This window comes from Pseudomonas knackmussii B13, assembly GCF_000689415.1.
Classification (GTDB): Bacteria; Pseudomonadota; Gammaproteobacteria; order Pseudomonadales; family Pseudomonadaceae; genus Pseudomonas; species Pseudomonas knackmussii.
This window is the reverse complement of sequence record NZ_HG322950.1, coordinates 2,922,993-2,946,875: the sequence shown is the minus strand read 5'-3', so window position 1 is coordinate 2,946,875 and position 23,883 is coordinate 2,922,993. Positions and strand designations below refer to the sequence as shown.

21 protein-coding genes and 1 pseudogene are annotated in these 23,883 nt (G+C 65.7%); 13 read left to right on the top strand and 9 right to left on the bottom strand.

Annotated elements, in window-relative coordinates; genetic code table 11:
- The first annotated feature begins 2 nt into the window (after positions 1-2).
- Positions 3-1,532, top strand: a complete 1,530-nt coding sequence (locus PKB_RS13895) for a sensor domain-containing diguanylate cyclase (RefSeq protein WP_242411232.1) — start codon at positions 3-5, stop codon at positions 1,530-1,532.
- Here the strand turns inward: PKB_RS13895 and PKB_RS13890 are convergent.
- Entirely contained in the window at positions 1,526-3,052 is a 1,527-nt protein-coding gene (locus PKB_RS13890; RefSeq protein WP_043252577.1) for a DHA2 family efflux MFS transporter permease subunit, read from the bottom strand. The two genes, PKB_RS13895 and PKB_RS13890, sit on opposite strands and share 7 nt — an antisense overlap.
- Positions 3,053-3,352: 300 nt before the next feature.
- Here PKB_RS13890 and PKB_RS13885 point away from each other — a divergent pair, with 300 nt between their 5' ends.
- Complete coding sequence (locus PKB_RS13885; RefSeq protein ID WP_043252574.1) at positions 3,353-3,823, top strand: MarR family winged helix-turn-helix transcriptional regulator; 471 nt, start codon at positions 3,353-3,355, stop codon at positions 3,821-3,823.
- Positions 3,824-4,132: 309 nt separating this feature from the next.
- Here PKB_RS13885 and PKB_RS13880 read toward each other — a convergent pair whose 3' ends face one another.
- The 3 genes from PKB_RS13880 to PKB_RS13870 all read right to left on the bottom strand — a co-directional run bounded on the left by PKB_RS13880 (position 4,133) and on the right by PKB_RS13870 (position 7,944).
- Positions 4,133-5,260: a glycerophosphodiester phosphodiesterase gene (locus PKB_RS13880; protein ID WP_043252572.1), complete on the bottom strand. Its 1,128-nt coding sequence runs from the start codon at positions 5,258-5,260 to the stop codon at positions 4,133-4,135.
- Between the two features lie 189 nt (positions 5,261-5,449).
- Positions 5,450-6,937 (bottom strand): arginine-ornithine antiporter, encoded by a 1,488-nt coding sequence (gene arcD, locus PKB_RS13875; RefSeq protein ID WP_084166640.1) that lies wholly within the window; start codon positions 6,935-6,937, stop codon positions 5,450-5,452.
- A gap of 185 nt (positions 6,938-7,122) precedes the next feature.
- Positions 7,123-7,944, bottom strand: a complete 822-nt coding sequence (locus PKB_RS13870; protein ID WP_084166639.1) for a CHAD domain-containing protein — start codon at positions 7,942-7,944, stop codon at positions 7,123-7,125.
- A 146-nt stretch (positions 7,945-8,090) separates the two neighbouring features.
- Here PKB_RS13870 and PKB_RS13865 point away from each other — a divergent pair, with 146 nt between their 5' ends.
- Together PKB_RS13865 and PKB_RS13860 are read left to right on the top strand one after the other, a co-directional pair.
- Entirely contained in the window at positions 8,091-8,351 is a 261-nt protein-coding gene (locus tag PKB_RS13865) for a hypothetical protein (RefSeq protein ID WP_043252569.1), read from the top strand.
- 122 nt (positions 8,352-8,473) lie between these two features.
- Positions 8,474-9,673: an MFS transporter gene (locus tag PKB_RS13860; RefSeq protein ID WP_043252567.1), complete on the top strand. Its 1,200-nt coding sequence runs from the start codon at positions 8,474-8,476 to the stop codon at positions 9,671-9,673.
- Here PKB_RS13860 and PKB_RS13855 read toward each other — a convergent pair.
- Together PKB_RS13855 and PKB_RS13850 are read right to left on the bottom strand one after the other, a co-directional pair.
- Complete coding sequence (locus PKB_RS13855) at positions 9,660-11,075, bottom strand: sensor histidine kinase (RefSeq protein WP_043252564.1); 1,416 nt, start codon at positions 11,073-11,075, stop codon at positions 9,660-9,662. The genes PKB_RS13860 and PKB_RS13855 overlap by 14 nt on opposite strands.
- Positions 11,065-11,826, bottom strand: coding sequence for a response regulator transcription factor (locus tag PKB_RS13850; RefSeq protein WP_197539259.1), 762 nt, complete (start codon positions 11,824-11,826; stop codon positions 11,065-11,067). Before PKB_RS13850 ends, PKB_RS13855 begins: the two co-directional genes overlap by 11 nt.
- A 104-nt stretch (positions 11,827-11,930) precedes the next feature.
- Between PKB_RS13850 and arnT the strand changes: the two genes are divergently transcribed.
- Positions 11,931-13,622 carry a lipid IV(A) 4-amino-4-deoxy-L-arabinosyltransferase gene (arnT, locus tag PKB_RS13845; RefSeq protein WP_084166638.1) on the top strand — a complete coding sequence of 564 codons (1,692 nt, stop codon included), beginning with the start codon at positions 11,931-11,933 and terminating at the stop codon, positions 13,620-13,622.
- 52 nt (positions 13,623-13,674) lie between these two features.
- On the opposite strand, the gene PKB_RS13840 is transcribed toward arnT, so the two are convergent.
- Positions 13,675-14,583 (bottom strand): GlxA family transcriptional regulator, encoded by a 909-nt coding sequence (locus tag PKB_RS13840; RefSeq protein WP_052355282.1) that lies wholly within the window; start codon positions 14,581-14,583, stop codon positions 13,675-13,677.
- Positions 14,584-14,875: 292 nt separating this feature from the next.
- Here PKB_RS13840 and PKB_RS30000 point away from each other — a divergent pair.
- The 4 genes and pseudogenes from PKB_RS30000 to PKB_RS13825 all read left to right on the top strand — a co-directional run bounded on the left by PKB_RS30000 (position 14,876) and on the right by PKB_RS13825 (position 18,999).
- Positions 14,876-15,270: pseudogene (locus PKB_RS30000) on the top strand (histidine phosphatase family protein).
- Positions 15,271-16,324: 1,054 nt separating this feature from the next.
- The gene (locus PKB_RS13835; RefSeq protein WP_197539257.1) at positions 16,325-17,617 is read left to right on the top strand and encodes a tyrosine-type recombinase/integrase; all 1,293 of its coding nucleotides are present in this window, start codon (positions 16,325-16,327) and stop codon (positions 17,615-17,617) included.
- A gap of 109 nt (positions 17,618-17,726) precedes the next feature.
- The gene (locus PKB_RS13830; RefSeq protein ID WP_043252561.1) at positions 17,727-18,380 is read left to right on the top strand and encodes a hypothetical protein; all 654 of its coding nucleotides are present in this window, start codon (positions 17,727-17,729) and stop codon (positions 18,378-18,380) included.
- Between the two features lie 4 nt (positions 18,381-18,384).
- Positions 18,385-18,999: a helix-turn-helix transcriptional regulator gene (locus PKB_RS13825; protein ID WP_043252558.1), complete on the top strand. Its 615-nt coding sequence runs from the start codon at positions 18,385-18,387 to the stop codon at positions 18,997-18,999.
- Positions 19,000-19,220: 221 nt separating this feature from the next.
- Here PKB_RS13825 and PKB_RS13820 read toward each other — a convergent pair whose 3' ends face one another.
- Positions 19,221-19,979 carry an SDR family NAD(P)-dependent oxidoreductase gene (locus PKB_RS13820; RefSeq protein ID WP_043252555.1) on the bottom strand — a complete coding sequence of 253 codons (759 nt, stop codon included), beginning with the start codon at positions 19,977-19,979 and terminating at the stop codon, positions 19,221-19,223.
- Between the two features lie 14 nt (positions 19,980-19,993).
- Positions 19,994-20,773, bottom strand: coding sequence for an SDR family NAD(P)-dependent oxidoreductase (locus PKB_RS13815; RefSeq protein WP_043252552.1), 780 nt, complete (start codon positions 20,771-20,773; stop codon positions 19,994-19,996).
- Positions 20,774-20,865: 92 nt separating this feature from the next.
- On the opposite strand from PKB_RS13815, the gene PKB_RS13810 reads away from it, so the two are divergent.
- The 4 genes from PKB_RS13810 to arsB all read left to right on the top strand — a co-directional run bounded on the left by PKB_RS13810 (position 20,866) and on the right by arsB (position 23,855).
- Complete coding sequence (locus tag PKB_RS13810) at positions 20,866-21,768, top strand: LysR family transcriptional regulator (RefSeq protein WP_043252550.1); 903 nt, start codon at positions 20,866-20,868, stop codon at positions 21,766-21,768.
- A 161-nt stretch (positions 21,769-21,929) separates the two neighbouring features.
- A complete protein-coding gene (locus tag PKB_RS13805; RefSeq protein ID WP_043252548.1) occupies positions 21,930-22,286 on the top strand; it encodes a metalloregulator ArsR/SmtB family transcription factor in 357 nt (118 codons plus the stop codon).
- Between the two features lie 19 nt (positions 22,287-22,305).
- Positions 22,306-22,776, top strand: a complete 471-nt coding sequence (locus PKB_RS13800; RefSeq protein ID WP_043252546.1) for an arsenate reductase ArsC — start codon at positions 22,306-22,308, stop codon at positions 22,774-22,776.
- Positions 22,777-22,793: 17 nt separating this feature from the next.
- Complete coding sequence (gene arsB, locus PKB_RS13795; RefSeq protein ID WP_043252544.1) at positions 22,794-23,855, top strand: ACR3 family arsenite efflux transporter; 1,062 nt, start codon at positions 22,794-22,796, stop codon at positions 23,853-23,855.
- Positions 23,856-23,883: the final 28 nt, after the last annotated feature.

Sequence of the window (23,883 nt, the reverse complement as noted above, 5' to 3'; positions counted from 1 at the left end):
GGTTGAAACGCGATCTTCGTCTGGCGACCCTGTTCATGTCCCTGGGTTGCGCTTCCGTGGTGTTGCTGACCGCATGGCAGATCTGGACGATCCGCCAGGAAAGCCTGCGCCATACGGAAATCAACACGCTCAACCTGGCGCGCGCGCTCAACACGCACACCGAGGGCGTCTTCAAGCAGTGCGAACTCCTCCTGCTCGATCTGGGCAACGAGGTCGAGGCCGACGGTACCGGCCCGGCCCAGTTGCAGCACCTGAGCAAGTTGATAGCGCTGCAGAAGGAGGCGCTACCCCAGGTCAATTCGATCGCCCTTTACGACGAGCGCGGCGACTGGCTGCTGTCGTCGCAGGGGCGAGTTCCCGCCGGCACCGAAGGCGCCGATCGCGACTTCTTCAGCTATCACCGCGAACATCCGGGCCGTAGCATCTATATTGGCGAGCCGATCCGCAGCCGCACCACCGGCGACTGGGTGATCTCGGTCAGCCAGCGCCTGGAGCGCCCGGACGGCAGTTTCGCCGGCGTGGTGGCGGTGGGGGTCAGCCTGCAGTACTTCCTCGGTCTGTACCGCGACATCGAGATCGGCAAGACCGGCGCCATCGGCCTGACCACCAGCACGGGGCGCCTGCTGGTGCGCTATCCGTTCGACGAGAAGGATATCGGCCTCGACCTGTCGGGCTCGCCGCTGATCAGCCAGGCCCTGAAGGATGCGCCATACGCCACCGCCAGCTACAGCTCCAAGCGGGACGGCACGCCGCGTATCTATGCCTTCGTCCGCAGCGACCGCTACGCACTGGTCACCGGCGTGGCCATGGGCCGGGATGAAGCCTTGCAGAGCTGGCAGCGCCAGGCCCTCCAGACGATCGTCGTCGTTGCGCTGCTTCTGGCCATCCTCGGCTTGCTCGGTCGCCGCCTGGTCCGCTCGATTCGCCAGCGCATCCGCAGCGAGCGCCAGTTGCGCGACACGCAGAAGCGCCTGCTGGAGCTGAACCAGGAACTGGAGGCCCTGGCGAGCCAGGACTCGCTGACCGGCCTGGCCAACCGCCGGCACTTCGACGAGTACCTGGAAAAAGAACTGTTGCGCAGCCGTCGCGACGGGAGCGCACTTTCGTTGCTGCTGGTCGATGTCGATTACTTCAAGGCCTACAACGACCACTACGGCCATCCGGCCGGCGACCGCTGCCTGCAGCAGATCGCCGATATCCTGCGCGGCAGTGCGCGGCGCCCGGCGGACCTCGTGGCGCGCTACGGCGGCGAGGAACTGGCGCTGGTGTTGCCGGAGACCGACGCGGAGGGCGCCCGGCATTTTGCCGAGCAATTGCTGGTACGCCTGCGCCGCGCGCAAATACCCCACGCGGGCAGCCCGTTCCGCATCGTCACCGCGAGTTTCGGTGTGGCCACCGTCCACGCCGACAGCGAGCGGCCAACCAGCCTGCAGCTGATCGACGAAGCGGACCGCTGCCTGTACCAGGCCAAGCAGGACGGGCGCAACCGCTGGGTAATGGCACTTGCCCAGGTGTCTGCCAGGACTCAGTGATCGGCTGTGACAGCCGCGCCCTTGCCGGCGAACGGCGGGCGGGTCAGCCAGATCACGCTCATGAGGATCAGGAAGATCCAGCCCAGCACATGGAATAACTCGTTGAAGCCGATCTGGTACGCCTGCTGGGTGATCATCCGGTCCAGCAGGCTGGCGCCCAGTTGCAGGTTGCCCTGGCCGAGCTGTTCCAGGCTGCTGCGGCTGGCCGTGTCATAGACGGTGATGCTCTCGCCGAGCTGGGCGTGGTGCAGCACGGCGCGGCGCTCCCAGAGGAAGGTGGTGAGCGAGGCGGAGAAGCTGCCGCTGAGCGTGCGCAGGAAGGTCGACAGGCCGGAGCCGGCGGCGATCTCGTGGGGCTCCAGGTCCGACAGCAGGATCACCGTGGTCGGCATGAAGAACAGCGCCACGCCGAAGCCCATCAGCAACTGCATCAACGCCACGTGGTGGAAGTCGATGTCGACGGTGAAATTCGAGCGCAGGAAGCAGGTGGTCCCCATCACCACGAAGGACAGCGATGCGACCAGGCGCAGGTCGAAACGCGCGGCGTAACGCCCGACTGGCATGCTCAGCAACAGCGGCACGATGCCCAGCGGCGCCGCCGCCAGGCCCGCCCAGGTCGCCGTGTAGCCAAGGTTGCGCTGCAGCCACTGCGGCAGCAGCAGGTTGATCGCGAAGTAGGCCGAGAACGACAGCACCAGGGCGAGGGTGCCGTAGCGGAAGTTGTGGTGACGGAACAGCCGCAGGTCGACCACCGGCTCCTTCTCGGTCAGCTCCCAGATCAGGAACACCGCCAGGCTGATTGACGCGACCACGGCGCAGCCGATGATGAAGGGCGAGCTGAACCAGTCCTCGTCGTTGCCCTTGTCGAGCAGCACCTGCAGCGTGCCGACGCCGACGATCAGGGTGAGCAGGCCAACGTAGTCGACTCGCGTCTTCTGCCGGAGCAGCGGGCGGCCACGCATCTGCCGAGCGACAACGAACGCGGCAAAGGCACCGATCGGCAGGTTGATGAGGAAGATCCAGGGCCAGGAATAGTTGTCGGTGATCCAGCCGCCCAGGATTGGCCCGGCGATCGGCGCCACCACGGCCACCATCGCCAGCAGGGCCAGCGCCGTGCCGCGCTTGTGCGCCGGGTAGATGCCGATCAGCAGGCTCTGGGTGATCGGGTACATGGGCCCGGCGACCGCGCCCTGCAGGGTGCGGAACAGGATCAGCATCGGCATGTCCTGGGCGATGCCGCATAGGAAGGAAGCGAGGATGAACAGCAGCGTGCAACCGATGAACAGCGGCACCTCGCCGAAGCGCTTGGACAGGAAGCCGGTCAGCGGCAGCGAAATCGCCTGGCTCACGGCGAACGAGGTGATTACCCAGGTGCCCTGGTTGGTGCTGGCCGCGAGGTTGCCGGCGATGGTCGGCAGGGCGACGTTGGCAATGGTGCTGTCGAGCACCTGCATGAAGATGGCGAGCGCCAGGCCGAGCGTGGTCAGGGCCAGATTGGGCGGGCGGAAATCGGTGTTCATGGGGCGAACCTGGATCGACTGTGCCCCGGGGCAGGGCAGGGGATTTTCCGCACGGCCAAGCATCGCTGTCAATGCAATCGTTGACTTTGCACAGATATAGTCATCGCCCTTTACCCGTTCCGGAAAACTGCGTAGGAGCGGACCTTGTCCGCGAAATCGCGGGCATGGCCCGCTCCTACAGGGGGACACCAAATCGGGGCATCGCGGATAAGATCCGCTCCTACGGCAACCTCAACGGCCTTTGAGGCCGGAGCATCGCGCCGTATCATCGCCGCCACGCCGCCATCGACCGAAACCGCCATGCCAGACTCTTCACCTGATCTCCTGTTCGCCCTGACCAACTCGCTGCAACCGGCACGCCGCGCCTGGCAGATGCTCGCCAGCCGTGCGCTGGGCGCAAGCGGCCTGTCGCTGGCGGTGGCTACGCCGGTGCTGCTGGTCTCGCGGATGGGCGACGGGGTGCTGCAGAACGTCCTCGCCGAGCGCATCGGCGTGCACCCGGCGGCGCTGGTCCGCACCCTCGACCAGGCCGAGGCCGCCGGACTGCTTGAGCGGCGCATGGTGCCAGGCAACCGCCGGCTGCGGGCGATCCACCTGCTGGACGAGGGGCGCCGCCTGGCGCAGCGGATGGAGAAGGAACTGACGGCGCTACGCGCCGAGGTGTTCGGCGGCATTCCCGGCGCCGATGTCGAGACGGCTATCCGGGTGCTGCAACTGATGGAAGAGCGCGCCCGCGAATTCACCGCGCAATGGCCGGGCGGCGGCGACTGAGGCTTAGCCGACGCCGATCATCCAGGTGATGAAGGCGGCGTGATCACCAGCGCGACTCGCAGCAGGTTGGCCATGTACGTCATCGGCTGCTTGTGTCGGGTGCGCTGCCCCGGGACGCGTGGTCGGCTCTTTCTTCTCGTTCTCCTGGCGGGGGAACTCAGCTCTGGAGTGATTGCGCGCAGTGGCGAAGAGGATTTCCGGCCAGAGCAGGGGCCAGGAAAACCAGGCATCGGAGCGCAGGATGGGAGGCCCGATATCTATCAGCCCCCCAACGCCTTGATAGTCGCCGCCTCGTCGGACCGAGGTGGCTCAGTAGCCGTTTCGCCGCAGAAGCGCGTCAATGCCCACTGGCGATGGCCGATTGTAGAGGCTCAGAAGCAGGTCGGCGCGGTTGGTGAAGAAGCCGTCAACGCCACGCTTGGCCAGCGACTCGAAGTCCTTGGCGGAGTTAACCGTATAGGCATGGATGAACAGCCCACGGTCATGGGTCATGCGGTTCATCCACGGCTTGACCAGGTCCATGTAGCTCTGCGGATCGGGTTCCCGGCTGAGTACCGAGGGGCCGGTGCCCAGCGCGCCGTGGGCCTTGGCCCAGTCAGTCCAGGCGGCGAACTCCGCCTCGGACTTGACCTCCTGGCGCGCGTAGAACGCAGCCTCGTCGGTTTCGCCGGACGCTTCGAAGCTCACTGCAGAACGCATCGCCATGTAGCCATCGCCGAACGACAGCAGAAGGATCTTCGGCACGTCTGGCATGCTTTGTTGCAACAGCTCCAGGCTGCCGCGGGAGAAGGTCTGCAGCACCACGCGGCCTCGGCCACTAGCCACATCGACGGCGCCGGACGGCGCGTGCGGACGCGGATCGAGCCAGCCGCGCCGCTCGAGCACCCGCTGCAAGTCCGTCTCGATGCCGGGGAACAACTCCGGGCGCTTCGTCTCAAGATACAGTCCCGGCCGGTTCACGCCGCCTTCGGCGATATCGATCAGCTCGTCGAGGGTAAGGATCGGCAGCCCGGAGAAGGCCGGGCGGGCGCGCTGGGGATAGGTCTTGTTGAACCATGAGCCGGCGTCCAGGCGCTTGAGCTCTGCCAGGGTGAAGGAACTCAACGGCTCGCGGGCACGATCAGGATAGAGTTCACGGACATTGGTGGTGCGTTCCAGGGTGGTGTCGTGGAAGGCTACCAGCACACCGTCCCGCGTACGCTGGAGGTCCGCCTCCAAATAATCCGCGCCGACATCGCGGGCCAGCCGGAAGGCCGCAGCGGTTTCTTCCGGCGCGTCGTACGAGGCACCACGATGGGCGATGACTGCTGGCCAGGGTATTCCGGCCGCCTCGCTCAATACCCGTCCGGGGGACTGGCCGGCCTGGCTGGACTGGATGAGACAGGTCGCCAGCAGAAAGCCAATGACACGGAAGGTGTTGGATGCTCCTTGGCGCATGGGTGCGCTCCTTCGTTTCAGGGTGAGCGACCACGATGGCAGGTGCGTATGACCAGTTGGCGACAGCTCTATCTCGCGGCTTCTGGCGAGGCGGGATAGTCCCGGAGGACCTTCGGGAAGAGGCGAAGCACAGCGCGAAAGGAAAGCGGGGGCGGGAGCCGATGCGCTCCCGCCCCGCATTGCCAGCATTCAGAGGCTCAGGAAGCCCTTGTATAGACCGACAGCGGCGACCACTGCGCCGATCAGCACGACGGCGAAGATGATCTTCTCGACATTGGTGAAAACCGGCTGGCCGAGTTCACGCTTGGCCTTGGCGAAGAGGATCGCCCCCGGTGCGTAGAGCAGCGCGGAAAGCAGCAGGTACTGGATGCCGGCGGCATACACCAGCCATACCGCATAGATCACGGCGATTGCCGAGATCACTATGTCCTTGCTGCGTGCGCCAGGATCCTGCTCGTAGGTCTCGCCGCGGAAGCTCAGCAGCAGCGCGTAGGCGGCGGACCAGAAGTAGGGCACCAGGATCATCGAGGTCGCCAGGTACAGCAGGCTCAGGTAGGTCGAGCTGTTGAACAGGGTGATGATCAGGAACAGCTGGATCAGCCCGTTGGATAGCCACAGCGCGTTGGCCGGCACCTGGTTGGCGTTCTCCTTGCGCAGGAACTCCGGCATGGTGTGGTCGCGCGCGCTGGCGAAGAGGATTTCCGCGCAGAGCAGGGTCCAGGACAGCAGCGCACCGGCCAGCGAGACGGTCAAACCGACACTGATGAGCACGGCCCCCCAGTGGCCGACCACGCTTTCCAGTACGCCCGCCATCGAGGGGTTCTTCAGCCCGGCCAGTTCGGCCTGGTGAAGGATGCCCTGGGACAGCACGTTGACCAGCACCAGCAGCAGGAGCACGGCGTAGAAGCCGATCACGGTCGCCTTGCCGACATCGCTGCGTTTCTCGGCGCGTGCCGAGAAGATGCTCGCGCCTTCGATGCCGATGAACACCCAGACGGTGACCAGCATCATCTTGCGCACCTGCTCCATCACGCCGCCCAGCTCGGTGTTGCCGGCCCCCCAGAAGTCACTGGTGAACACGCCCATCTTGAAGGACACCGCGGCGATGGCGATGAACACCGCCAGCGGCACCATCTTGGCGATGGTGGTGATGACGTTGACGAAGGCGGCTTCCTTGATCCCGCGCAGCACCAGGAAGTGCAGCACCCAGAGCAGGGCGGAGGCGCAGAGGATCGACTCCAGGGTGTTGCCCTCGCCGAACACCGGGAAGAAGAAGCCCAGGGTGCTGAACAGCAGCACCATGTAGCTGACGTTGCCGATCCAGGCGCTGATCCAGTAGCCCCAGGCCGAGGAGAAGCCCATGTAGTCGCCGAACCCGGCCTTGGCGTAGGCGTACACCCCGCCGTCGAGCTTGGGCTTGCGGTTGGCCAGGGTCTGGAACACGAAGGCCAGCATGAGCATGCCGACGCCGGTGATCAGCCAGCCGATCAGGGTCGCCCCGGCACTGGCGCTCGCCGCCACGTTCTGCGGCAGCGAGAAGATCCCGCCGCCGACCATGGAGCCGATCACCAGTGCGGTGAGTGCACCCAGTTTGAGTTTGTCGCTGGCCGCGCCCGTCTGCGCGGCGGGCGTCGTCTGGGAGGGATTGGACGGATCGAGCTTGGCGGTGTCGACCATGGGAATCTCCTTGCCTGTCAGGCATTCCGGACCACTTGGGATGGCCGCGAAGGCCTCCGAAAGGAGACGACGCCGTTCGCGTACAGCGTTCTGAAAGTGTAACTGTCTATTTATTGAAGCAGTGTTTCAGCGCCAGGCAATATCAACTGAATTTGTATGGTTAAAGAAAACGCTGTTGGGGGAACCTAGGCGGGTGCGAGGAACGCCCCTGACGCAGGCCCGGCCTCGACGTCCAGCAGGCGCAGGAACAGCGTCAGCTCTCCGGCCAGATCGGTGATGTCCTGCTCGGCCGCGACCAAAGCGCTTTGCTCGGCTTCGCGCCAGGCGCACACCAGCGGCTTCAGGTCGTCCTCGCTGACGGCTTTCAGGCACCACTGGTGATGGTCGTGCCAACTGCCCAGGGACGACTGCAGGCGCTTCAGCCGCGCCGCCAGGTCGAACGGCAATGGCAGCAACTGCGGATAGGCCTCCTGGGCATAGCGTGCGCGTTTGACCAGCAGGCGGATGGAGTGACGGTCGTGATCCGGATCGTTCAGCGCCGCATCGAGCCGCTCGAACTGCCGACGCAGGCGCTGCGCAGTGCGCCGCCGCAGATTGCCGGAAGCGCTATCGGCGATGCTTTCGCGGAAGGTTCTCGGCCAATCGTCGAGAGCGGCCACCAGGCGCTCGACCGCAACATGGTCGGCGCTTGCGCGATACCAGACCGACACCGCATCACGCCGGCGCTGCGCGGCCTGGGCGAAGCCGCGCTGCTGCAGTTCCTCGGCCATCACTTCAAGGTCGCGTATCGGGGTCGTGAGCCGGCCGACCTCGGCGGAATTCGCCTCCAGGCCAGCGGCCACCTCGCCGAGCGCCAGGGGCTTGAGCAGGCTGCGCAAGCGCCGAACGCAAATGCGCAGGTCGTGCAGCGCCTCGTTGTCGGACTCCTCGCGCAGGCGCGCGAAGGCATGCACGACCTCTACCTCAAGGCTGACGATCGAAATGACCACTGCATCGGCAAAGCTCATTCGTCTGTTCTCCCCTGGCTGACAAGTCAATGAAATGTAGCTGTAACTTTCACTTGCTAGGACTTTCGTACTGCGACAAATTCACTCGCCGTGGGCAGGACGTCCACCGGCCACCACTCGACAACCGCATCGGAAAGGAACCCGACATGCACCAGACCTTCCTCCAAGCTCAGCAAACCCTCGAATCGGCCCTGCGCGAGTTCGACGCCCGCTGCTTCCTCGACCACCTGGACGGCACATTGGGCGTGCGCATGAAGCTGGCCGACATCGAGGTCAAGGTGCACGGCATCGAGCGCGCCCGCTGGGTCGGGCTGCCGGCCGCGAGCCACCTGGCCGGCGAACTGCGCCAGTACCTCAGCGAACTCGACCTGGCCACCTGCGCAGCCTCGCGCCGGAGCGCCGCCTGAGCCCTCATTCATATGCCGGCTCGCGAGCGCCGGCAGCAGCGGATATCTGCGATTCATCGGCTGCGGCTGGGCTTTTGTCCCGCTGCTGAGAAGAATTCGCTCCGGGCAACGGGAGCGAACGCATGTCTGCCATTTCGACGCTGCATGGCACCTTGCGGCGAATTCCGGGAGGTGTCTGGAAACTGGGCTTCGTCAGCCTGCTGATGGACGTCTCCTCGGAGATGATCCATAGCCTGCTGCCGCTGTTCATGGTCAGCGTATTGGGCGCCAACTTCGTCCAGGTCGGGCTGATCGAGGGCATCGCCGAATCCGTCACCCTGCTGATCAAGGTGTTCTCCGGCGCCTTCAGCGACTACCTCGGGCGGCGCAAGGGCCTGGCAGTGTTCGGCTACGGCCTGTCGGCGCTGGCCAAGCCGCTTTTCGCCCTGGCTGGCGGGCTGGGCATGGTCTTCGCCGCGCGCTGCATCGACCGGGTCGGCAAGGGCATCCGTGGCGCGCCGCGCGACGCCATGCTCGCCGACCTCACCCCGGCGGAGCTGCGTGGCGCCGCCTACGGCCTGCGCCAGGCGCTGGACACCCTCGGCGCCTTCCTCGGTCCGCTGCTGGCGGTAGCGCTGGTGGTGCTGTGGGCCGACGACTTCCGTTCGATCTTCTGGATGGCGGCGATTCCGGCGATGCTTGCCGTATTCCTCCTGCAAGTCGGCATCGAGGAGCAGGGCGCTCCAGCCGCGCTCCGGGCCAATCCGCTCGCTCGCGCAAGGCTGCGCCAGTTGCCGGCGGGTTTCTGGTGGGTGGTGGGAACCGGTGCTCTGTTCACCCTGGCGCGTTTCAGCGAGGCGTTCCTGATCCTGCGGGTGAATCAGTTCGGCCTGCCGCTGAAACTGATTCCCCTCGTTCTGGTGCTGATGAACCTGGTCTACGCACTCAGCGCCTACCCCTTCGGCTGGCTGTCGGATCGCATGGACCACCGGCTGCTGCTCGCCTTGGGCATGGCCGCGCTGATCCTGGCCGACCTGCTGCTCGGCACGGCCAGCCACCTTTCCATCGCGCTGCTCGGCGTGGCCCTGTGGGGCCTGCACATGGGCATGACCCAGGGATTGCTGGCGAGCATGGTCGCGGCCACTTCGCCGGCGAACCTGCGTGGCACGGCGTTCGGCCTGTTCAACCTGGTCAGCGGCGTGGCCATGCTGATCGCCAGCGCCGGCGCGGGCTTCGCCTGGCAGCTCTGGGGCGCGGCGACGGCCTTCTACATCGCCGCCGGCTTCAGCGCGGCGGGGCTGCTGGCGTTGTTGCTCTCGACCCTGCGCGTCAGTCCGCGCTGAGCCGCGGAATCCGCAAGCTGACGCGCGTGCCCCGGCCCTCTGCGCTTTGCACGCCGAGACGGGCCCCGAGCTGCTCGGCGATGCGCTTGGCATGGGCGAAGCCGAGGCCGAAGGAGCTGGATGTCGAGCGCGCGGCATCGGCGCGATAGAACACCTGGCCGAGGTTCGCGACTTGCTCGGCGGACATGCCGATGCCGTGGTCGATCACCTCCAGCAGCACCTCATTCGGGCTGTCCATGCGCAGCGCCAGGCTGACTTCGGCGCCGTCCGGCGAATACTTGATGGCGTTGTCCAGCAGGTTGCCGAGGATCACTTCCCATTGCTCGGCGTCGCCGGCGACCGGGCAGGGGGCTTCGATCTGAAGGTCCTTGCGCAAGACGATGCCGCGCGGCATAGCCAGGCGTTGCCAGCGCTCGACGGCGGCCTCGGCGGTACCGACCAGTTCGGCGCTGCCGCTGCCATCGACCGTGGCGTCGAGCCGCGCCAGATCGAGCAAGGCGATGGACAGCCGCTTGAGCGTCTGCATTTCGGCGAGCACGTCCTCGCAGGTGGCGACGTAGTCGGCCACCGGGCGCGGCCGCGAGAGCACCACCTGCAACGCCGAGGTGACGGCTGCGATGGGCGTCTTTAGCTCATGCGAAGCGTTGGCGATAAACAGCCGCTGGCTATCCATCGCCTTGCGGACTTCCTCTTCCATCTGCGTGTAGCTGTCGAACAGCAGCTTCTCCTCCAGGCTGCGCGGTTCCAGGGCCGGGCGGCCAAGAAAGCTCGGCGGCTTGAGCGAGCGCAGCTGGTGGGCGAACAGGCGCAGGTTGCGCGTGCTCAGCGAGACGATCATGAAACCGCCCAGCGCCGTCAGCAGCAGCAACGCGACGCCAACCAGGGCGAGCGTGCGCTTGAGCTCCGTCACCGAATTGAGCACCGGCTGCGCGTTGATCGCCACGCGCACATCGACCAGCACGCTGCGGCCGTTGAGGTCGCGGTTGATGTGCCCGGACTGCAGCAGCCAGGCGTGCCGGTCGACGCGGATCAGGCGCGCTTCCTCGGGCGTCAGCTGCAGCGTCGAGAGTTGCGTCTTCAAGGCCTGCCGATGCTTCTGCTCGGGGCCTTCGGAGTCGAACAGCAATTTGCCCTGGTCGTCATACACGGCGAAGTAGAGGTCGCGCTCATGATCCAGCTCGGCGGCGAATTCACCGCTGCGCTGGTAAGCCAGGCGACCGTTCTCCACCACGATCAGCGACTCGATGACGTCCGACTGGGTGTCCAGGCGCTCGCCCAGCTCGTCCATGCGCGCGCGCTCGATCCAGCCTTCCAGCCAGAACAGGCCGCCGCCCAGCACCAGCGCCTGCATGAGGAACAGGATCAGGGCGATCTTGATGTTCAGCGGCCACTTAGACAACATGCAGGATGAACCCCTTGCCGCGCACGGTTTCGATCTCGACGCCGGAGCCGGCGAGTTTGCGCCGCAGGCGGGCGAGCAGCACGTCGAGGCTGTTGCTGTCCGGTTCCATGTCGAAGGGGTAGAGCAGGCCGAGCAGGGCGCTGCGGGTCAGCAGCTGTTCCGGCTTGGCGGCCAGCGCGGCGAGCAGGTCGTACTCCTTGCCGGTCAGCTCCAGCGCCTGGCCGTCGCGGGACACGCGGGCAGCGGCGAGGTCCAGGCTCAGCTCGCCCAGCTGCAGGGTCGGCGAACCGCGGCCGGCGGCACGCCGGTAGAGGGCGTTGACCCGGGCGATCAGCTCGGCCATCTCGAAGGGTTTCACCAGGTAGTCGTCGGCGCCGCGCTCCAGCCCTTCGACGCGGTCGGCCAGCTCGCCGCGCGCGGTCAGCATCAGCACCGGCAACTCGCTGCCGGTGGCGCGCAGGTGGCGGACCAGGTCGAGCCCGGAGCGCTTGGGCAGCATCCAGTCGAATAGCGCCACGTCATACTCGCTGGACTGCAGCAGGTACAGCGCTTCCTCGCCGTCGATGGCCAGGTCGACGATCCAGCCGGCCTCCTGCAGCCCGCGTTGCACGCTCTTGCCCAGCAGGGCGTTGTCCTCGACCAGCAGCGCCTTCATACCCACCTCGGCAACGGAAAGTGCGCTGCACAGTAGCGCACGGATCAGCCCCGGCAAAGCGCGAAGGCGATCCTGAACGGCGCGTTCATGAGTCATTCATTCGCACTTCCATAGGCTTGCGCCATCGGAGTTGCGCCTGCCCGGCGAAGCGCTCCATTCGCCTGCCGGCAACCACGCCGGCCAATGAGGAAGTCCTCCCCATGTCTTCGATCACCTCGATCAAAACCGCAGCGGCGGCCAGGCGGCCCGCCACGGTGGCGACCAGCACGCTCCCGGCGTTCGCCTATCCGGCGCTGTTCATCGCCTTCGCGCTGTTCTTCATCCTGCCGCTGGGTTTCCACGGCCTCTGGGTGCCGGACGAAACGCGCTACGCCCAGGCCGCCCAGGAAATGCTCAACAGCGGCAACTGGGTGGCGCCGCACTTCATGGGCCTGCGCTACTTCGAGAAGCCTATCGGCGGTTATTGGCTGATCGCGCTCGGCCAGGCGCTGTTCGGCGACAACCTGTTCGGCGCGCGCATTGCCTCGGCGCTGACCACCGGGGCCACCGTGCTGCTGGTGCATCTGCTGGCCCGTCGGCTGTGGAACGACCCCCTCAAGAGCTGGGCCGCCAGCCTGCTGTACATGACCTTCGGCCTCGCGGCAGGGCAGGCCGGTTACTCCAACATCGACCCGCAACTGGCGCTGTGGACCACCCTCAGCCTGGTCGGCGCCTGGTATGGCCTGGAAGGCCGCAGCCTGCGCGAGCGTGGCTTCGGCTGGCTGGCACTGGGCGTGGCCTGCGCCATCGGCTTCATGACCAAGGGCTTCCTCGCCTGGCTGCTGCCGGTGATCGTGGTCGTACCCTATGCGGTGCTGCAGGGCCGTTGGCGCGAGTTGCTCAAGGGCGGCCCGCTGGCGGTGCTGGTGGCCGTGCTGGTCAGCCTGCCGTGGGTGCTGGCGGTCAACCAGCAGGAGCCGGACTTCTGGAATTTCTTCTTCTGGAACGAGCACATCCGCCGCTTTGCCAGCAGCAATGCGCAGCACGCGGCGCCGATCTGGTTCTTCATCCCGATCCTGTTCGCCGGCAGCCTGCCGTGGACCCTGCTGGTGGTGCCCGCGCTCAAGCGCACCTGGGCCGAGCGCCGCGAGCGGCACACCGCGTTCCTCGCGCTCTGGTTCGCCCTGCCGTTCCTGTTCTTCAGCCTGAGCAAAGGCAAGCTGCCGACCTACATCCTGCCGTGCTTCGCGCCGCTCGCCCTGCTGATGGCCAATACCCTGGTGGACAAGCTGCGCCAGCACGACATGCGCCTGGTGCGCGGCAATGGCCTGCTCAACATGTTTCTCGGCGTACTGTCGCTGCTGGCGTTGATCGGCCTGGAAGTGGCTCACCCGGTGTTCCGCGACCACCCGGCGCGCCTGTTCGGGGCGGCTCTGGTCTGCCTGGTCTGGGCGCTGTGCGGCGCCGTCCAGTGGAAGCGCGCAGGTCAGCACTGGTACGCGCCAGCACTGGCGATCTGGGTACTGGTCGCGCTGCTGCCGGCGTCCATGCCGCAGGTGATCGTCGATAACAAGATGCCGGACCAGTTCATCGCCCAACACATGGATCAGCTCAAAGGCGCCCACAGCCTGCTGAGCAACGACCTGGGCGCGGCCTCGGCGCTGGCCTGGCGCACCAACCGCAGCGACGTGACCCTGCTGGATGTCGACGGCGAGCTGCGTTACGGGCTGACTTACGCGGACGCCAAGGACCGCAAGATCAATGGCGACCAGCTCGCCAGCTGGCTCGCCGAGCAGCGCAAGGCCGGCCCGGTCGCGCTGGTGCTGCAGGTGCCCAAGAACATGCCTTACGAGCTGCCGAAGGACGCCGAGGTGATACGCGAGAACAACATTGTCATGGCGGTACTGAAGTAGGGCTTTCTGGTAGCCAGGTAGTAGAGGAGGGGAGTGACAGGTGCTCGCCCGGTCAGCCCGGCACCCGGCGAGCATCCCGGCGCACCGCCTGCGGGGGCACGCCGAAGCCGCGCATGAAGGCTTCGCGCAGGTGCCGGCGGTCGCGGAAGCCGACTTCGCGGGCCACCACCTCGAGGGAGTGGCGGCTCTGTTCGATCATCAGCCGCGCCGCTTCCAGGCGCAGGCCCTCGATGGCCTTGGCTGGGGATTGCCCGGTTTCGGCGGTGAATACCCGGGTGAACTGGCGCGGGCTCAAGTGCACGAAATCCGCCAGCTCCTCGACGCTGATCGGTCGGTTCAGGTGGCTGCGGGCATAGTTCAAGGCGCTCTGGATGCGGTCCGACTTGGGCGCGAGGTCGAGCATCTCCGAGTGCTGCGACTGCCCGCCGGAGCGGTGCTGGTGCATCACCAGCTTGTGCGCCACCGAACGCGCCACGTCGGCGCCCAGGTCCTTCTCCACCATGCCGACCGCGAGGTCGAGCGCGGCGGTCATGCCCGCCGAGGTCCAGATCGAGCCATCGACGATGTAGATGCGGTCGTCTTCCACGGCGATGTCCGCATAGCGCTGCTGCATGTCCTTGGCGTACGCCCAGTGAGTCGTCGCGCGGCGGCCCGCCAGTAGTCCGGCCTCGGCCAGGACGAATCCGCCGGTGCACAGCCCCACGGTGCGCCGCGCCTGGGCGCAGGCCTGGCGCACGAACTCGAGGACATCGGGCGGGGTTTCGGACACCCGCGGGTCGTTGACCCCGATGATGATCCAGGTGTCCGCCAGGCGAGGTGCTTCGAGCGGGCGGGTATCAACCGCAAAGCCCAGCGAAGAACGCACCAGGCCGCCGGCCGGCGAGAAGTTCTCGATGCTGTAGAAGGGCTCCGGAGCGACGAGGTTGGCGTACGAGGCCGCTCGCCAGCGGCTGCTGCCCAATCTGTCGCTGAGCGTGCCGGCTGCTCGCTATCGGAGTTGATTCACTCGGGTTAATCAACGGGGCGAGGGGCCGAGGGGCCCTCGCCTGGTTCGCAGCGCAGCGAACCCATGGGAAGGAAAAGGAGGAGGGCGGTCCCGTGAAGGACTGGGGCAGGGCATCTAGAGCTCAGGAGACTCACGAGGCCTGACATGACCCGAATCATCCTCCCCCGCCGCGGACACGTCGACTAACGATTCCGCGGCCGCGCCGAATTCGCCTAGTCTCCGCTCGGTCAGCAGCCAGGCTGCAGCCCTGGCTCGACGAATCGCCGGTAGCTGGCAGCCGCAGGCGATCTACACGAGCCCGCGGTCTCGCTGTGTCGATACCGGTGCGGCCATTGCTAACGCCACCCAGGCCAATGCTCAGAAGTTGGATGCACTGATGGATATCGACTACGGCCAATGGCAGGGCCTGACGCATGGCGAGGCCGGTGGACGCTGGCCGGCCGAATTGAAGCCTGGCTGGAAACACCGGATCTGGCGGCGATACCCGGCGGCGAAAGCCTGTCCATGGTGCTGGTGCGTGCACCCGACGTACTGCGTACGGTTTTGCAAAGGCATCCGCAACAGACTGTGGTTTTGATCGGCCACTACAGCATCAATCGCGTAATCCTGTTGCATTGCCTGGGCCTGCCATTGGCGAATTAGCAGGAGCCGTGCTGCATCAACGAGATCGACTTCGACGCGGGCACCAACGGGATTGGAAGGATCAATGAAGTCGGGCACCTGGCAGATGTCGTCGCCAGCGCCTGACGCTGACGGTCGAGTTGAAACGGCGGAATGGAAGTGGAGCGCAAACGAGAGATTGCCGACGAGACGGCCAAGGGTTCATGCATTACCTAATATACTATTTAACATAATATACATTATGCGAACTCAAGGGCGATGCGGGCTTGGTCGAGTGCTTCGCATTGCAACGGCTGGAATCCTGCCAAATGCCTTCCTTTGCAGATGGCTGCTTTCCAAACTGCTCGTTTCCTTTTCGGATCAATCCGTTTCGCTCACGGCGGCTTCTGTCTTTCGCCTGATCATCACCGTTTTGCTTGTGCTTGCTCCATGGCTTTGCGTTTCGCCAGCGGCAAACGCCTACGCTTGCAGCCAGTACCTTTCTCGCATGTATGCATCCGTGCGCACGAACAGATTTCTCGCAGCGCACTCGGCAACCTTGTCAGCGCGTCTCGTTATGCGTGTTGGCTACGTGCGCTGTGTTGAAATCTGTGGAAATAACTGCACGGATCTACTGCAGATTTCACGTACGCACATTGCGCGCACAGTGAACGCCTGCCATGGAGTCCTTGGGTGCCTTATTTAGGGCTGCAATGGATTACGGCCATCCGCACGCCAGATGGCCGGTTCTCGCCGCAGCGGATAATCAGCGACCGCCAATCGTGGACAAGGTCCGCTTTACGGAAGCCATGGCCTGGCGGCGCTGGACGCCTCGGATGGTGTGACTTTCGCGCATTTGGAACGCCTGCAGCGGACTGGCAGGCCGCCTATCCAGCTACCCCCAAGAAGCAGGCCTTCAGCCACTGAAGCACGGCCTGGATAATGCTGAAACACCCATTCCAGAGCCATCCACAGTGGTGGCCGCTCCTGGAAACCCCTCTCGAGAGTCCCCTGGAAACTGATGCAATATCCGATAACAGTCAGACCCGGATATTGCATATACTCCGTTCCCGAATCCCCGTCGCCAGGCTCTAGCATGCCGCTTCAACCGCAACCGCTGTTCGAAACCTTCGAACGCTTCCATGAGCTGAACTTCCTCCAGCTCAATGCCGAACTCCCCGTGGTGCGCGATTACCTGCACGACTTCGCCGAAGACTGCCGCGCCGTCGAGGGCTATTTCGCCATTCGCGGCTTTCTCAAGTCCTACGCCGGCAACGAGGCCACCTACAGCTCCTATCGCACCCATGTCGAACGGCTGCTGCTGTGGGCCCTGCTGATCGCCCGCAAGCCGCTACTTGACCTGCGCCGCAAGGATGCCGAGGCCTTCATGGAGTTCTGCCTCAATCCCCCTGCCGAGTGGATCGGCCCGGTGATCAAGTCGCGCTTCGTGCGTGTCGGCGGGCGCAAGAAACTGGAGTCTGACAGCTATGTCGTGAACCCCGACTGGCGCCCCTTCTCCACCACCCTGGCCAAGCGCGAACGCAAGCTAGCCGCCGAGACGCTGAGCGAGTTGCCCGAGCGCCCTTATCGCATGTCCCAGGGCTCGGTGGCTCAGGTTTTCGCGGTATGTGGCAGCTTCTTCCAGCACGCGATGGACGAAGGCCTGACCGAGGTGAATCCGTTCCGCGCGGTCAAGCAGAAGTCCATCTATAAACAGCGCAACACCTTGGATGTCGCCTCGCGCTCGCTCACCCAGCTGCAATGGAGCTTCGTCATCGAAACCGCAGAACAGATGGCGGCCGAAGATCCACAGCACGAGCGCACGCTGTTCATCGTCGCCACGTTGTTCTCCATGTACCTGCGCATCTCGGACCTGGTCGGCCGCGACAACTGGGAGCCGACCATGGGCGACTTCCGCCGCGATAGCACCGGCAACTGGTGGTTCCACGTGGTCGGCAAGGGCAACAAGGCCGCGAAGATCAGCGTGCGCGACGACTACGTGCAGGACTACCTGGTGCGCTACCGCCGCCACCTGCAGCTGCCTCCCCTGCCCTCGCCCCAGGAAAAGACCGCGCTCATCACCACCCTCAAGGGCCGCGCGGGGCTTTCCGATCGCCATGTCCGATTGCTTCTACAACAGGTCTTCGACCGCTCGCTCAAGCGCATGGCCGACGAAGGCTGGAGCGACGACGAAATCGACCAGCTGCGTTCGGCCTCGCTGCACTGGCTACGCCACACCGCAGCAACCTTCGACGCGCCGCACCGCGACATGAAGGACCTGCAAGCCGACCTGCGCCACAACAGCCTGAGCACCACGCAGAACACCTACTACAACTCGCTCGATGAGCAGCGGGCACACTCGATCAAGGGGCTCAAGGTGAAGCGCTGAGCTCCTTCTCACGCAAGAAGGCATGGCCTCCTGTCGGGAAAATCAATTACGGCATTTAAATATGCCTTAATTGATTTTGTAGTGTCGTCCGCCCCAAGAGGCCACTGCCATGAACATCGGATCATCGATTCTCCTCGCCGTCGTAACCCTCTGCACCACCAGCATCGCCAGCATCCCAACGGATGCCCAAGCCGCCACACCCTCCGCCGCCGCCGCCTCCGCCCTCGACAACCGCCTGGCCCTTCGTGACCTGTGGCAGGAGCACATCTTCTGGATACGCGACTACGCGCAGGCCAACCAGGCCGGCAACAAGGCCCAGGCCAAAGTGGCCAGCGAACAGGTGGTCGCCAATGCCACCGCTATCGCCAACGCCATAGCACCGCTCTACGGACAGCCTGCCGCCGACCAATTGCTCAAGCTGCTGGCCGGGCACTGGGGCGCGGTGAAGCATTACAGTGACGCCAGCGTGGCCAAGGATGCCGCCGGGCGAAAAGCCGCCATCGGCGAGCTGACCAGCAACGCCGGCGCCATTGCCAGATTCCTCGCCGGCGCCAACCCCAACCTCCCCGAGAATGACCTGATCGCGATGCTCAGCACCCACGGTGCGCAGCACATCGCGCAGATCGACCAACTGGCCGCGCATGACTACGCTGGCGAGGCGAAGACCTGGCAAGCGATGAACATGCACATCCAGATGCTCGCCGACGCGCTGAGCGCCGCGCTGGTCAAGCAATTCCCGGACAAGTTCGTAGTCGCGAGGTAGCTGCATGCTGCAAGGATTGGGTCGCACCCAGCAGGACCTGCTCACCGCCCTTCTCTACCAGGCCGGCGGCATGAGCATCGACGAACTGGCCGAACAGTTGGCGGTGACCCGCACCGCCGTACGCCAGCACCTGGCGGCATTGGAACGCGACGCCCTGGTGCTGCGCGGCCCGACCCGTCCCACCGGCCGCCGCCCCGAGCAGCTCTACCTGCTCGGTCCGCGCGGCCGGGAGCTTTTCCCCCGGCAATACCAGGCGCTCGCCGACCTGCTGATCGGCGAGATCGCCGAGATAATCGGCCACCCGGCGCTGGTAGCGCTGATGCGCAAGCTCGGCACCCGCCTTGCCGCCGAACTGGAGTCCGCCAGCGTGGACGAGGAGCGCATCGTCCAGCACATGAACGATGCCGGTTACGAAGCGCAGGTGTTCTTCCGCAGTTCCGGCGAGCCGGAAATAGTCGCGCACAACTGCGTGTTCCATCACCTGGCGGGCAGCCACCCGGAAGTCTGCGAACTCGACCTGGCGCTGATCGGCACCCTGGGCGGCGCCGACGTCGAGCATCTCGAATGCATGCTGCGTGGTGGCCAGGTCTGCCGCTTCCACCTGCAGCGGACATCCTGAGTCCGTCAGTTGCCGTTCTTGGGCTGCGGCATGTACAGGGAGACGAGATCGAGGCAGGCAGTGAAGACTTTGCCCCCTGTCAGAGCCGGAGAACGATGGCTTGTCTGGAGCCAAATCGGGCTACGGCGAGTCGATGCAGCGATTTGCTTCCGAGCCTTCGAGACGTGCTGATCGACAGTGCGCGCCCCGGCGATGCCACGCCGAAGCCGGGGCGCGCCCCCTCAGTTCCCCGCCGACAACCCGCAGTCGATGGCCAGGTCCGCCCCGGTGATCGAACCGGCGCCCGGCTGGCAGAGGAAGTAGACCAGCTCGGCCACCTCCGCCGGCTGGATGAAGCGCGCGCGCTCGCCCTGCGGGTACTTGGCCAGCAACTCGGCGTAGTAGCCCTGCGGATCGCCGGCGCCATAGGTATCGGCCTGGTACTTGAGCATCGGCGTTTCGATGTCGCCGGGCGACACGGCATTGCAGCGCACGCCGGCCGGGGCCAGGTCCAGCGCCAGGGTCTTGCTCAGCAGCGTCACCCCACCCTTGCTCGCGCAGTAGGCCGCGGCGTTGCGGTTGCCCTGGCGGCCGGCGTCGCTGGAGATGTTCACGATGGCGCCCTGGCTGGCCTTCAAGTGCGGGATGGCGGCCGAGCACATGAAGAAGGTGGCCTTGAGGTTGACGTCCAGCACCAGGTCGAAGTCGTCCTCGCTGAAGTCTTCCACCGGCCCTTCGCGCCAGACGCCAGCAGCGTTGACCAGCGCATCCAGGCGGCCGCCGGCCTGCAGTGCAGCCTCGACTACCGCGCGGCATACGGCAGGTTGGCGAATGTCGCCGGCACATTGGCCGGCCAGGGGGAAATCGGCGGCGAGTTGCGCCAGCCCGGCCTCGTTCAGGTCGGTGGCGAAGACGCGCCAGCTGCCGGCGACGAAGCGTTCCACCAGTGCGCGGCCTACGCCGCCGCAAGCGCCGGTGATCAGAACCACGGGAGTGTCCATGTGTGTCTCCTCGCTCAAGGCGCCTTGTTTTCGACCAGGCAGTTGCCGCCATCGACCACCAGCAGTTCGCCGGTGATGTAGCTGGCTTCCGGCGAGGCCAGGAAGGCCACTGCCGCTGCCACTTCCTCCGGTTTGCCGGCGCGACCGATGGGCGTGTAGCTGGCGGCGTGGGCTTCCTCTTCGGTGGACGAGGCGGTCTCGATCCAGCCCGGCGCCACGCTGTTCACGGTGATGCCCTGCTTGGCCACCTCCAGCGCCAGCCCCATGTTCAGGCCGACCATGCCGGCCTTGGCCGCGCTGTAGGCCGCCTCGCCCAGGTTGCTGCCACGCGTGCCGGTGGTGGAGCTGATCTGCACGATGCGCCCGTAGCCGCGCGCCTGCATGCCCGGCAGCACCGCGCGGGTCAGCAGGAAAGCGGTGGTGAGGTTGCGCGCCAGCGACAGGTTCCAGGTCGCCAGGTCCATCGTCGCCACCTCGGCGAAGGGCTCGGGGCTGCCCTGCATGGCCATGCCGGCGTTGTTCACCAGCACGTCGATGCGGCCCCAGCGCGCTTCGGCCCAGGCGGCCAGTTCGCGCACCTGCTTCTCGTCGGTGAGGTCAGCAGCGCGGCCTTCGGCCTCGAAGCCTTCGGCGCGCAGCTCAGCCACGCGTTCGGCGATGCGCGCACTGCTGGCGGTGACGATCAACCGCGCGCCGGCCTGTCCGAGACGTCGGGCGATGGCCATGCCGATGCCATGTTCGCTGCCAGCGCCGCTGACCAGCGCTACCTGTTCCTGCCATTGCGGTTTGGACACGGGGATTCCCTCTCACTGTTGTTGTGAGGAGCAATCTATGTTCAGCTCGCTGACGACAAAAGACGATCGTTATCAGGTTTATTGACAACGCTATGGCATTCAGCAGCGATTCCCTGACCCTTTTCCTCGCCGTGCTCGACAGCGGCTCCTTCTCGGCCGCCGCGCGCAAGCTCGGTCGCGTGCCTTCGGCGGTGAGCATGGCCATCGCTCAGTTGGAGGCCGAACTTGACCTCACGTTGTTCGACCGCGCCTCACGCAAGGCGCTGCCGCCGGCCGCCGCGCTGGCCCTGGAGCCGCAGGCGCGGCAGGTGGTCGCCCAACTCAACCTGCTCGACGCCCAGGCGCTGCAACTGCACCAGGGCCTGGAGCGCCGGCTGGTACTGGCGATGGCGCCGGAGCTGCAGACCGGACGCTGGAGCCGGCCGTTGGAAAAGCTCGCCGAGCGCTTCCCGAACCTGCAGGTAGAGGTCCGCTCAGCGCCGCAGACTGAGGCGGTACGCATGCTCCACGAAGGCAGCGCGCAATTGGCGCTGGTCTTCGAACGCCCGGGCATCGACGAGCGCGAGTCGTTCCTGGAAGCCGGCAGCCAATTGCTGATCGCAGTCGCCTCGCCCCGCCATCCGGTGGCCCAGGCCATCGACGAGCCGATGGCCGAGGAAAGGCTGGCCGAACAGCGGCAGATCATGGTGGCCTCGGGCGAGCCGACCGGCTCGGACCCGCGCCTGGTGCTGTCGCGGCGCATCTGGCTGACCGACAGCTACCTCGCCACCCTTGAGCTGGTGCAATCCGGCCTCGGCTGGGCCTACCTGCCACAGCCGCTGGTGCAGCCGCTGCTGGACGCCAGCAGCCTGCGCGAGGTGCGTTTCAGCAACATGGCCAGCCGCCTGCGCCTGTGGGTCGACGTGCTCTGGATCAAGTCACGCCCGCTGGGCCTGGCGGCAAAGCTGTACCTGGACCTGCTGCGCGAGGACAACGCGCACTACGAGTCGCGCTAGATCGGCGGATCGTCGGCCTGGCGACCCCGCCTCAATCACACCCCGGCGCCTGGGCACCGGCGCGAGCTGTCAGCATTTCTTTCTTGCAATACATGCAAAATTCCATATATTCGCCAAATCGAATATCTGCACCTTCCTACGTAATAGGAGCCAGCACAGCCATGCCTGAACAGCTGACGCCCATCCAGGTTTTCAAATGCCTCGCCGACGAGAATCGCCTGCGGATGATGCTGCTGATCGCCCGCGAACAGGAGCTCTGCGTCTGCGAGCTGACCTGCGCCCTCGACGAAAGCCAGCCAAAGGTCTCGCGGCACCTGGCGCAACTGCGCACTTGCGGCCTGCTGGCTGACCGTCGCCAGGGGCAGTGGGTTTATTACCGCCTGCATCCGCAGCTGCCGGATTGGGTTCGCCAGGTGCTGCTGACGACGCTGGACGCCAACCGTGCGTGGCTCAGTGCAAGTGCCAAGCGCCTGGAAAACATGGGCGACCGCCCCGCGCGTGTCGCGGCCTGCTGCTGACCGCCGAGGAGACGATTCGATGAAAGTCCTGTTCCTCTGCACGGCCAACAGCTGCCGCAGCATCCTGGCCGAAGCGCTCTTCAATCACCTCGCCCCCGCCGGCATGCGCGCCTACAGCGCCGGCAGCCTGCCCCGTGGCGAAGTGAATCCGCTGAGCCTCGCCGCCCTGCAACGTGCCGGCGTTTCCACCCAGGGGCTCGCCAGCAAGTCGACCGATGCGCATGCAGACCTGGCGCCGGATTTCGTCATCACGGTCTGCGACAAGGCCGCGGGCGAGGCCTGCCCGGTGTTCTTCGGGCCGGCAACGAAAGCCCACTGGGGATTGGCCGACCCTTCCGAGCTGCCGGGCAGCGCGGCCGAACGCGAGGCCGCGTTCGACGCCACGCTCGCGCATATCGAAAGGCGCATCTCGGCTTTTCTGGCGCTGCCGTTCGAGCAACTCGATTGCGACAGGCTGAAGACCGAACTGGCCCGAATCGGAACGCTCTGACGCAACGGGAGACCCGCATGAGCAAGAGCCGCCTCTCCTTCCTGGATCGCTACCTGACGGTCTGGATCTTCCTCGCCATGGGCCTGGGCATCGGCCTGGGCAGTCTGTTCGCCGGGCTGCCCGGCTGGCTGAACGGCCTGTCGGTGGGCTCCACCAACCTCCCCATTGCCGTCGGCCTGATCGTGATGATGTATCCGCCGCTGGCGCGGGTGAACTACGAGGAGCTGCCGCAGGTCTTCCAGGACAGGCGCATCCTGGCCCTGTCGCTAGTCCAGAACTGGGTCGTCGGCCCGGCGCTGATGTTCGTCCTGGCGGTGGTCTTCCTTTCCGACCGACCGGAATACATGACCGGCCTGATCCTCATTGGCCTGGCCCGCTGCATCGCCATGGTGCTGGTCTGGAACCAGATCGCCGGCGGCAGCAGCCAATACGTCGCCGGGCTCGTGGCCTTCAACAGCCTCTTCCAGATCCTCTTCTTCAGCCTCTACGCCTGGCTTTTCCTGGGCGTTCTGCCGCCGCTGTTCGGCCTGGAAGGCAGCGTCATCCACACCGGTTTCCTCGACATCGCCCAGTCGGTGCTGATCTACCTGGGCATCCCGTTCCTGGCCGGTTTCCTGACCCGCAAGCTGCTGATCAAGCGCAAGGGCGCCCAGTGGTACCAGGAGCGCTTCATCCCGCGGATCAGCCCGCTGACGCTGGTGGCGCTGCTGCTGACCATCGTCGCCATGTTCAGCCTCAAGGGCGACCGGGTGCTGGAACTGCCGCTGGATGTGCTGCGCATCGCGCTCCCGCTGACGATCTACTTCGTGGTGATGTTCTTCATCAGTTTCTGGATGGGCAGGGTGCTGGAGGCGGACTACCCGCGCACCACCGCGCTGGCATTCACCGCCGCAAGCAACAACTTCGAGCTCGCCATCGCCGTGGCCATCGCCACCTTCGGCCTCGCCTCGCCGGTCGCCTTCGCCACCGTGATCGGGCCGCTGGTGGAAGTGCCCGTCCTGATCACGCTGGTCGGTGTTGCCGGCTGGCTCAAGCGCCGCTGGTTCGACCCGGCCGCCGGCTCGCTTTCGCAGGAATGAAGTCGTGACCGCCAGCATTCCCAGCCAA

Bases quoted from the DNA above. Each gene is read 5' to 3' on its own strand.
- PKB_RS13825 (WP_043252558.1), top strand. From the start codon at position 18,385: ATGCTGCAAGGATTGGGTCGCACCCAGCAGGACCTGCTCACCGCCCTT.
- PKB_RS13870 (WP_084166639.1), bottom strand. From the start codon at position 7,944: ATGAGCTTTGCCGATGCAGTGGTCATTTCGATCGTCAGCCTTGAGGTA.
- PKB_RS13850 (WP_197539259.1), bottom strand. From the start codon at position 11,826: ATGACTCATGAACGCGCCGTTCAGGATCGCCTTCGCGCTTTGCCGGGG.
- PKB_RS13805 (WP_043252548.1), top strand. From the start codon at position 21,930: ATGCCTGAACAGCTGACGCCCATCCAGGTTTTCAAATGCCTCGCCGAC.
- PKB_RS13855 (WP_043252564.1), bottom strand. From the start codon at position 11,075: ATGTTGTCTAAGTGGCCGCTGAACATCAAGATCGCCCTGATCCTGTTC.
- PKB_RS13835 (WP_197539257.1), top strand. From the start codon at position 16,325: ATGCCGCTTCAACCGCAACCGCTGTTCGAAACCTTCGAACGCTTCCAT.
- PKB_RS13800 (WP_043252546.1), top strand. From the start codon at position 22,306: ATGAAAGTCCTGTTCCTCTGCACGGCCAACAGCTGCCGCAGCATCCTG.
- arsB (WP_043252544.1), top strand. From the start codon at position 22,794: ATGAGCAAGAGCCGCCTCTCCTTCCTGGATCGCTACCTGACGGTCTGG.
- PKB_RS13820 (WP_043252555.1), bottom strand. From the start codon at position 19,979: ATGGACACTCCCGTGGTTCTGATCACCGGCGCTTGCGGCGGCGTAGGC.
- arcD (WP_084166640.1), bottom strand. From the start codon at position 6,937: ATGGTCGACACCGCCAAGCTCGATCCGTCCAATCCCTCCCAGACGACG.
- arnT (WP_084166638.1), top strand. From the start codon at position 11,931: ATGTCTTCGATCACCTCGATCAAAACCGCAGCGGCGGCCAGGCGGCCC.
- PKB_RS13890 (WP_043252577.1), bottom strand. From the start codon at position 3,052: ATGAACACCGATTTCCGCCCGCCCAATCTGGCCCTGACCACGCTCGGC.
- PKB_RS13865 (WP_043252569.1), top strand. From the start codon at position 8,091: ATGCACCAGACCTTCCTCCAAGCTCAGCAAACCCTCGAATCGGCCCTG.
- PKB_RS13860 (WP_043252567.1), top strand. From the start codon at position 8,474: ATGTCTGCCATTTCGACGCTGCATGGCACCTTGCGGCGAATTCCGGGA.
- PKB_RS13810 (WP_043252550.1), top strand. From the start codon at position 20,866: ATGGCATTCAGCAGCGATTCCCTGACCCTTTTCCTCGCCGTGCTCGAC.
- PKB_RS13880 (WP_043252572.1), bottom strand. From the start codon at position 5,260: ATGCGCCAAGGAGCATCCAACACCTTCCGTGTCATTGGCTTTCTGCTG.
- PKB_RS13885 (WP_043252574.1), top strand. From the start codon at position 3,353: ATGCCAGACTCTTCACCTGATCTCCTGTTCGCCCTGACCAACTCGCTG.
- PKB_RS13830 (WP_043252561.1), top strand. From the start codon at position 17,727: ATGAACATCGGATCATCGATTCTCCTCGCCGTCGTAACCCTCTGCACC.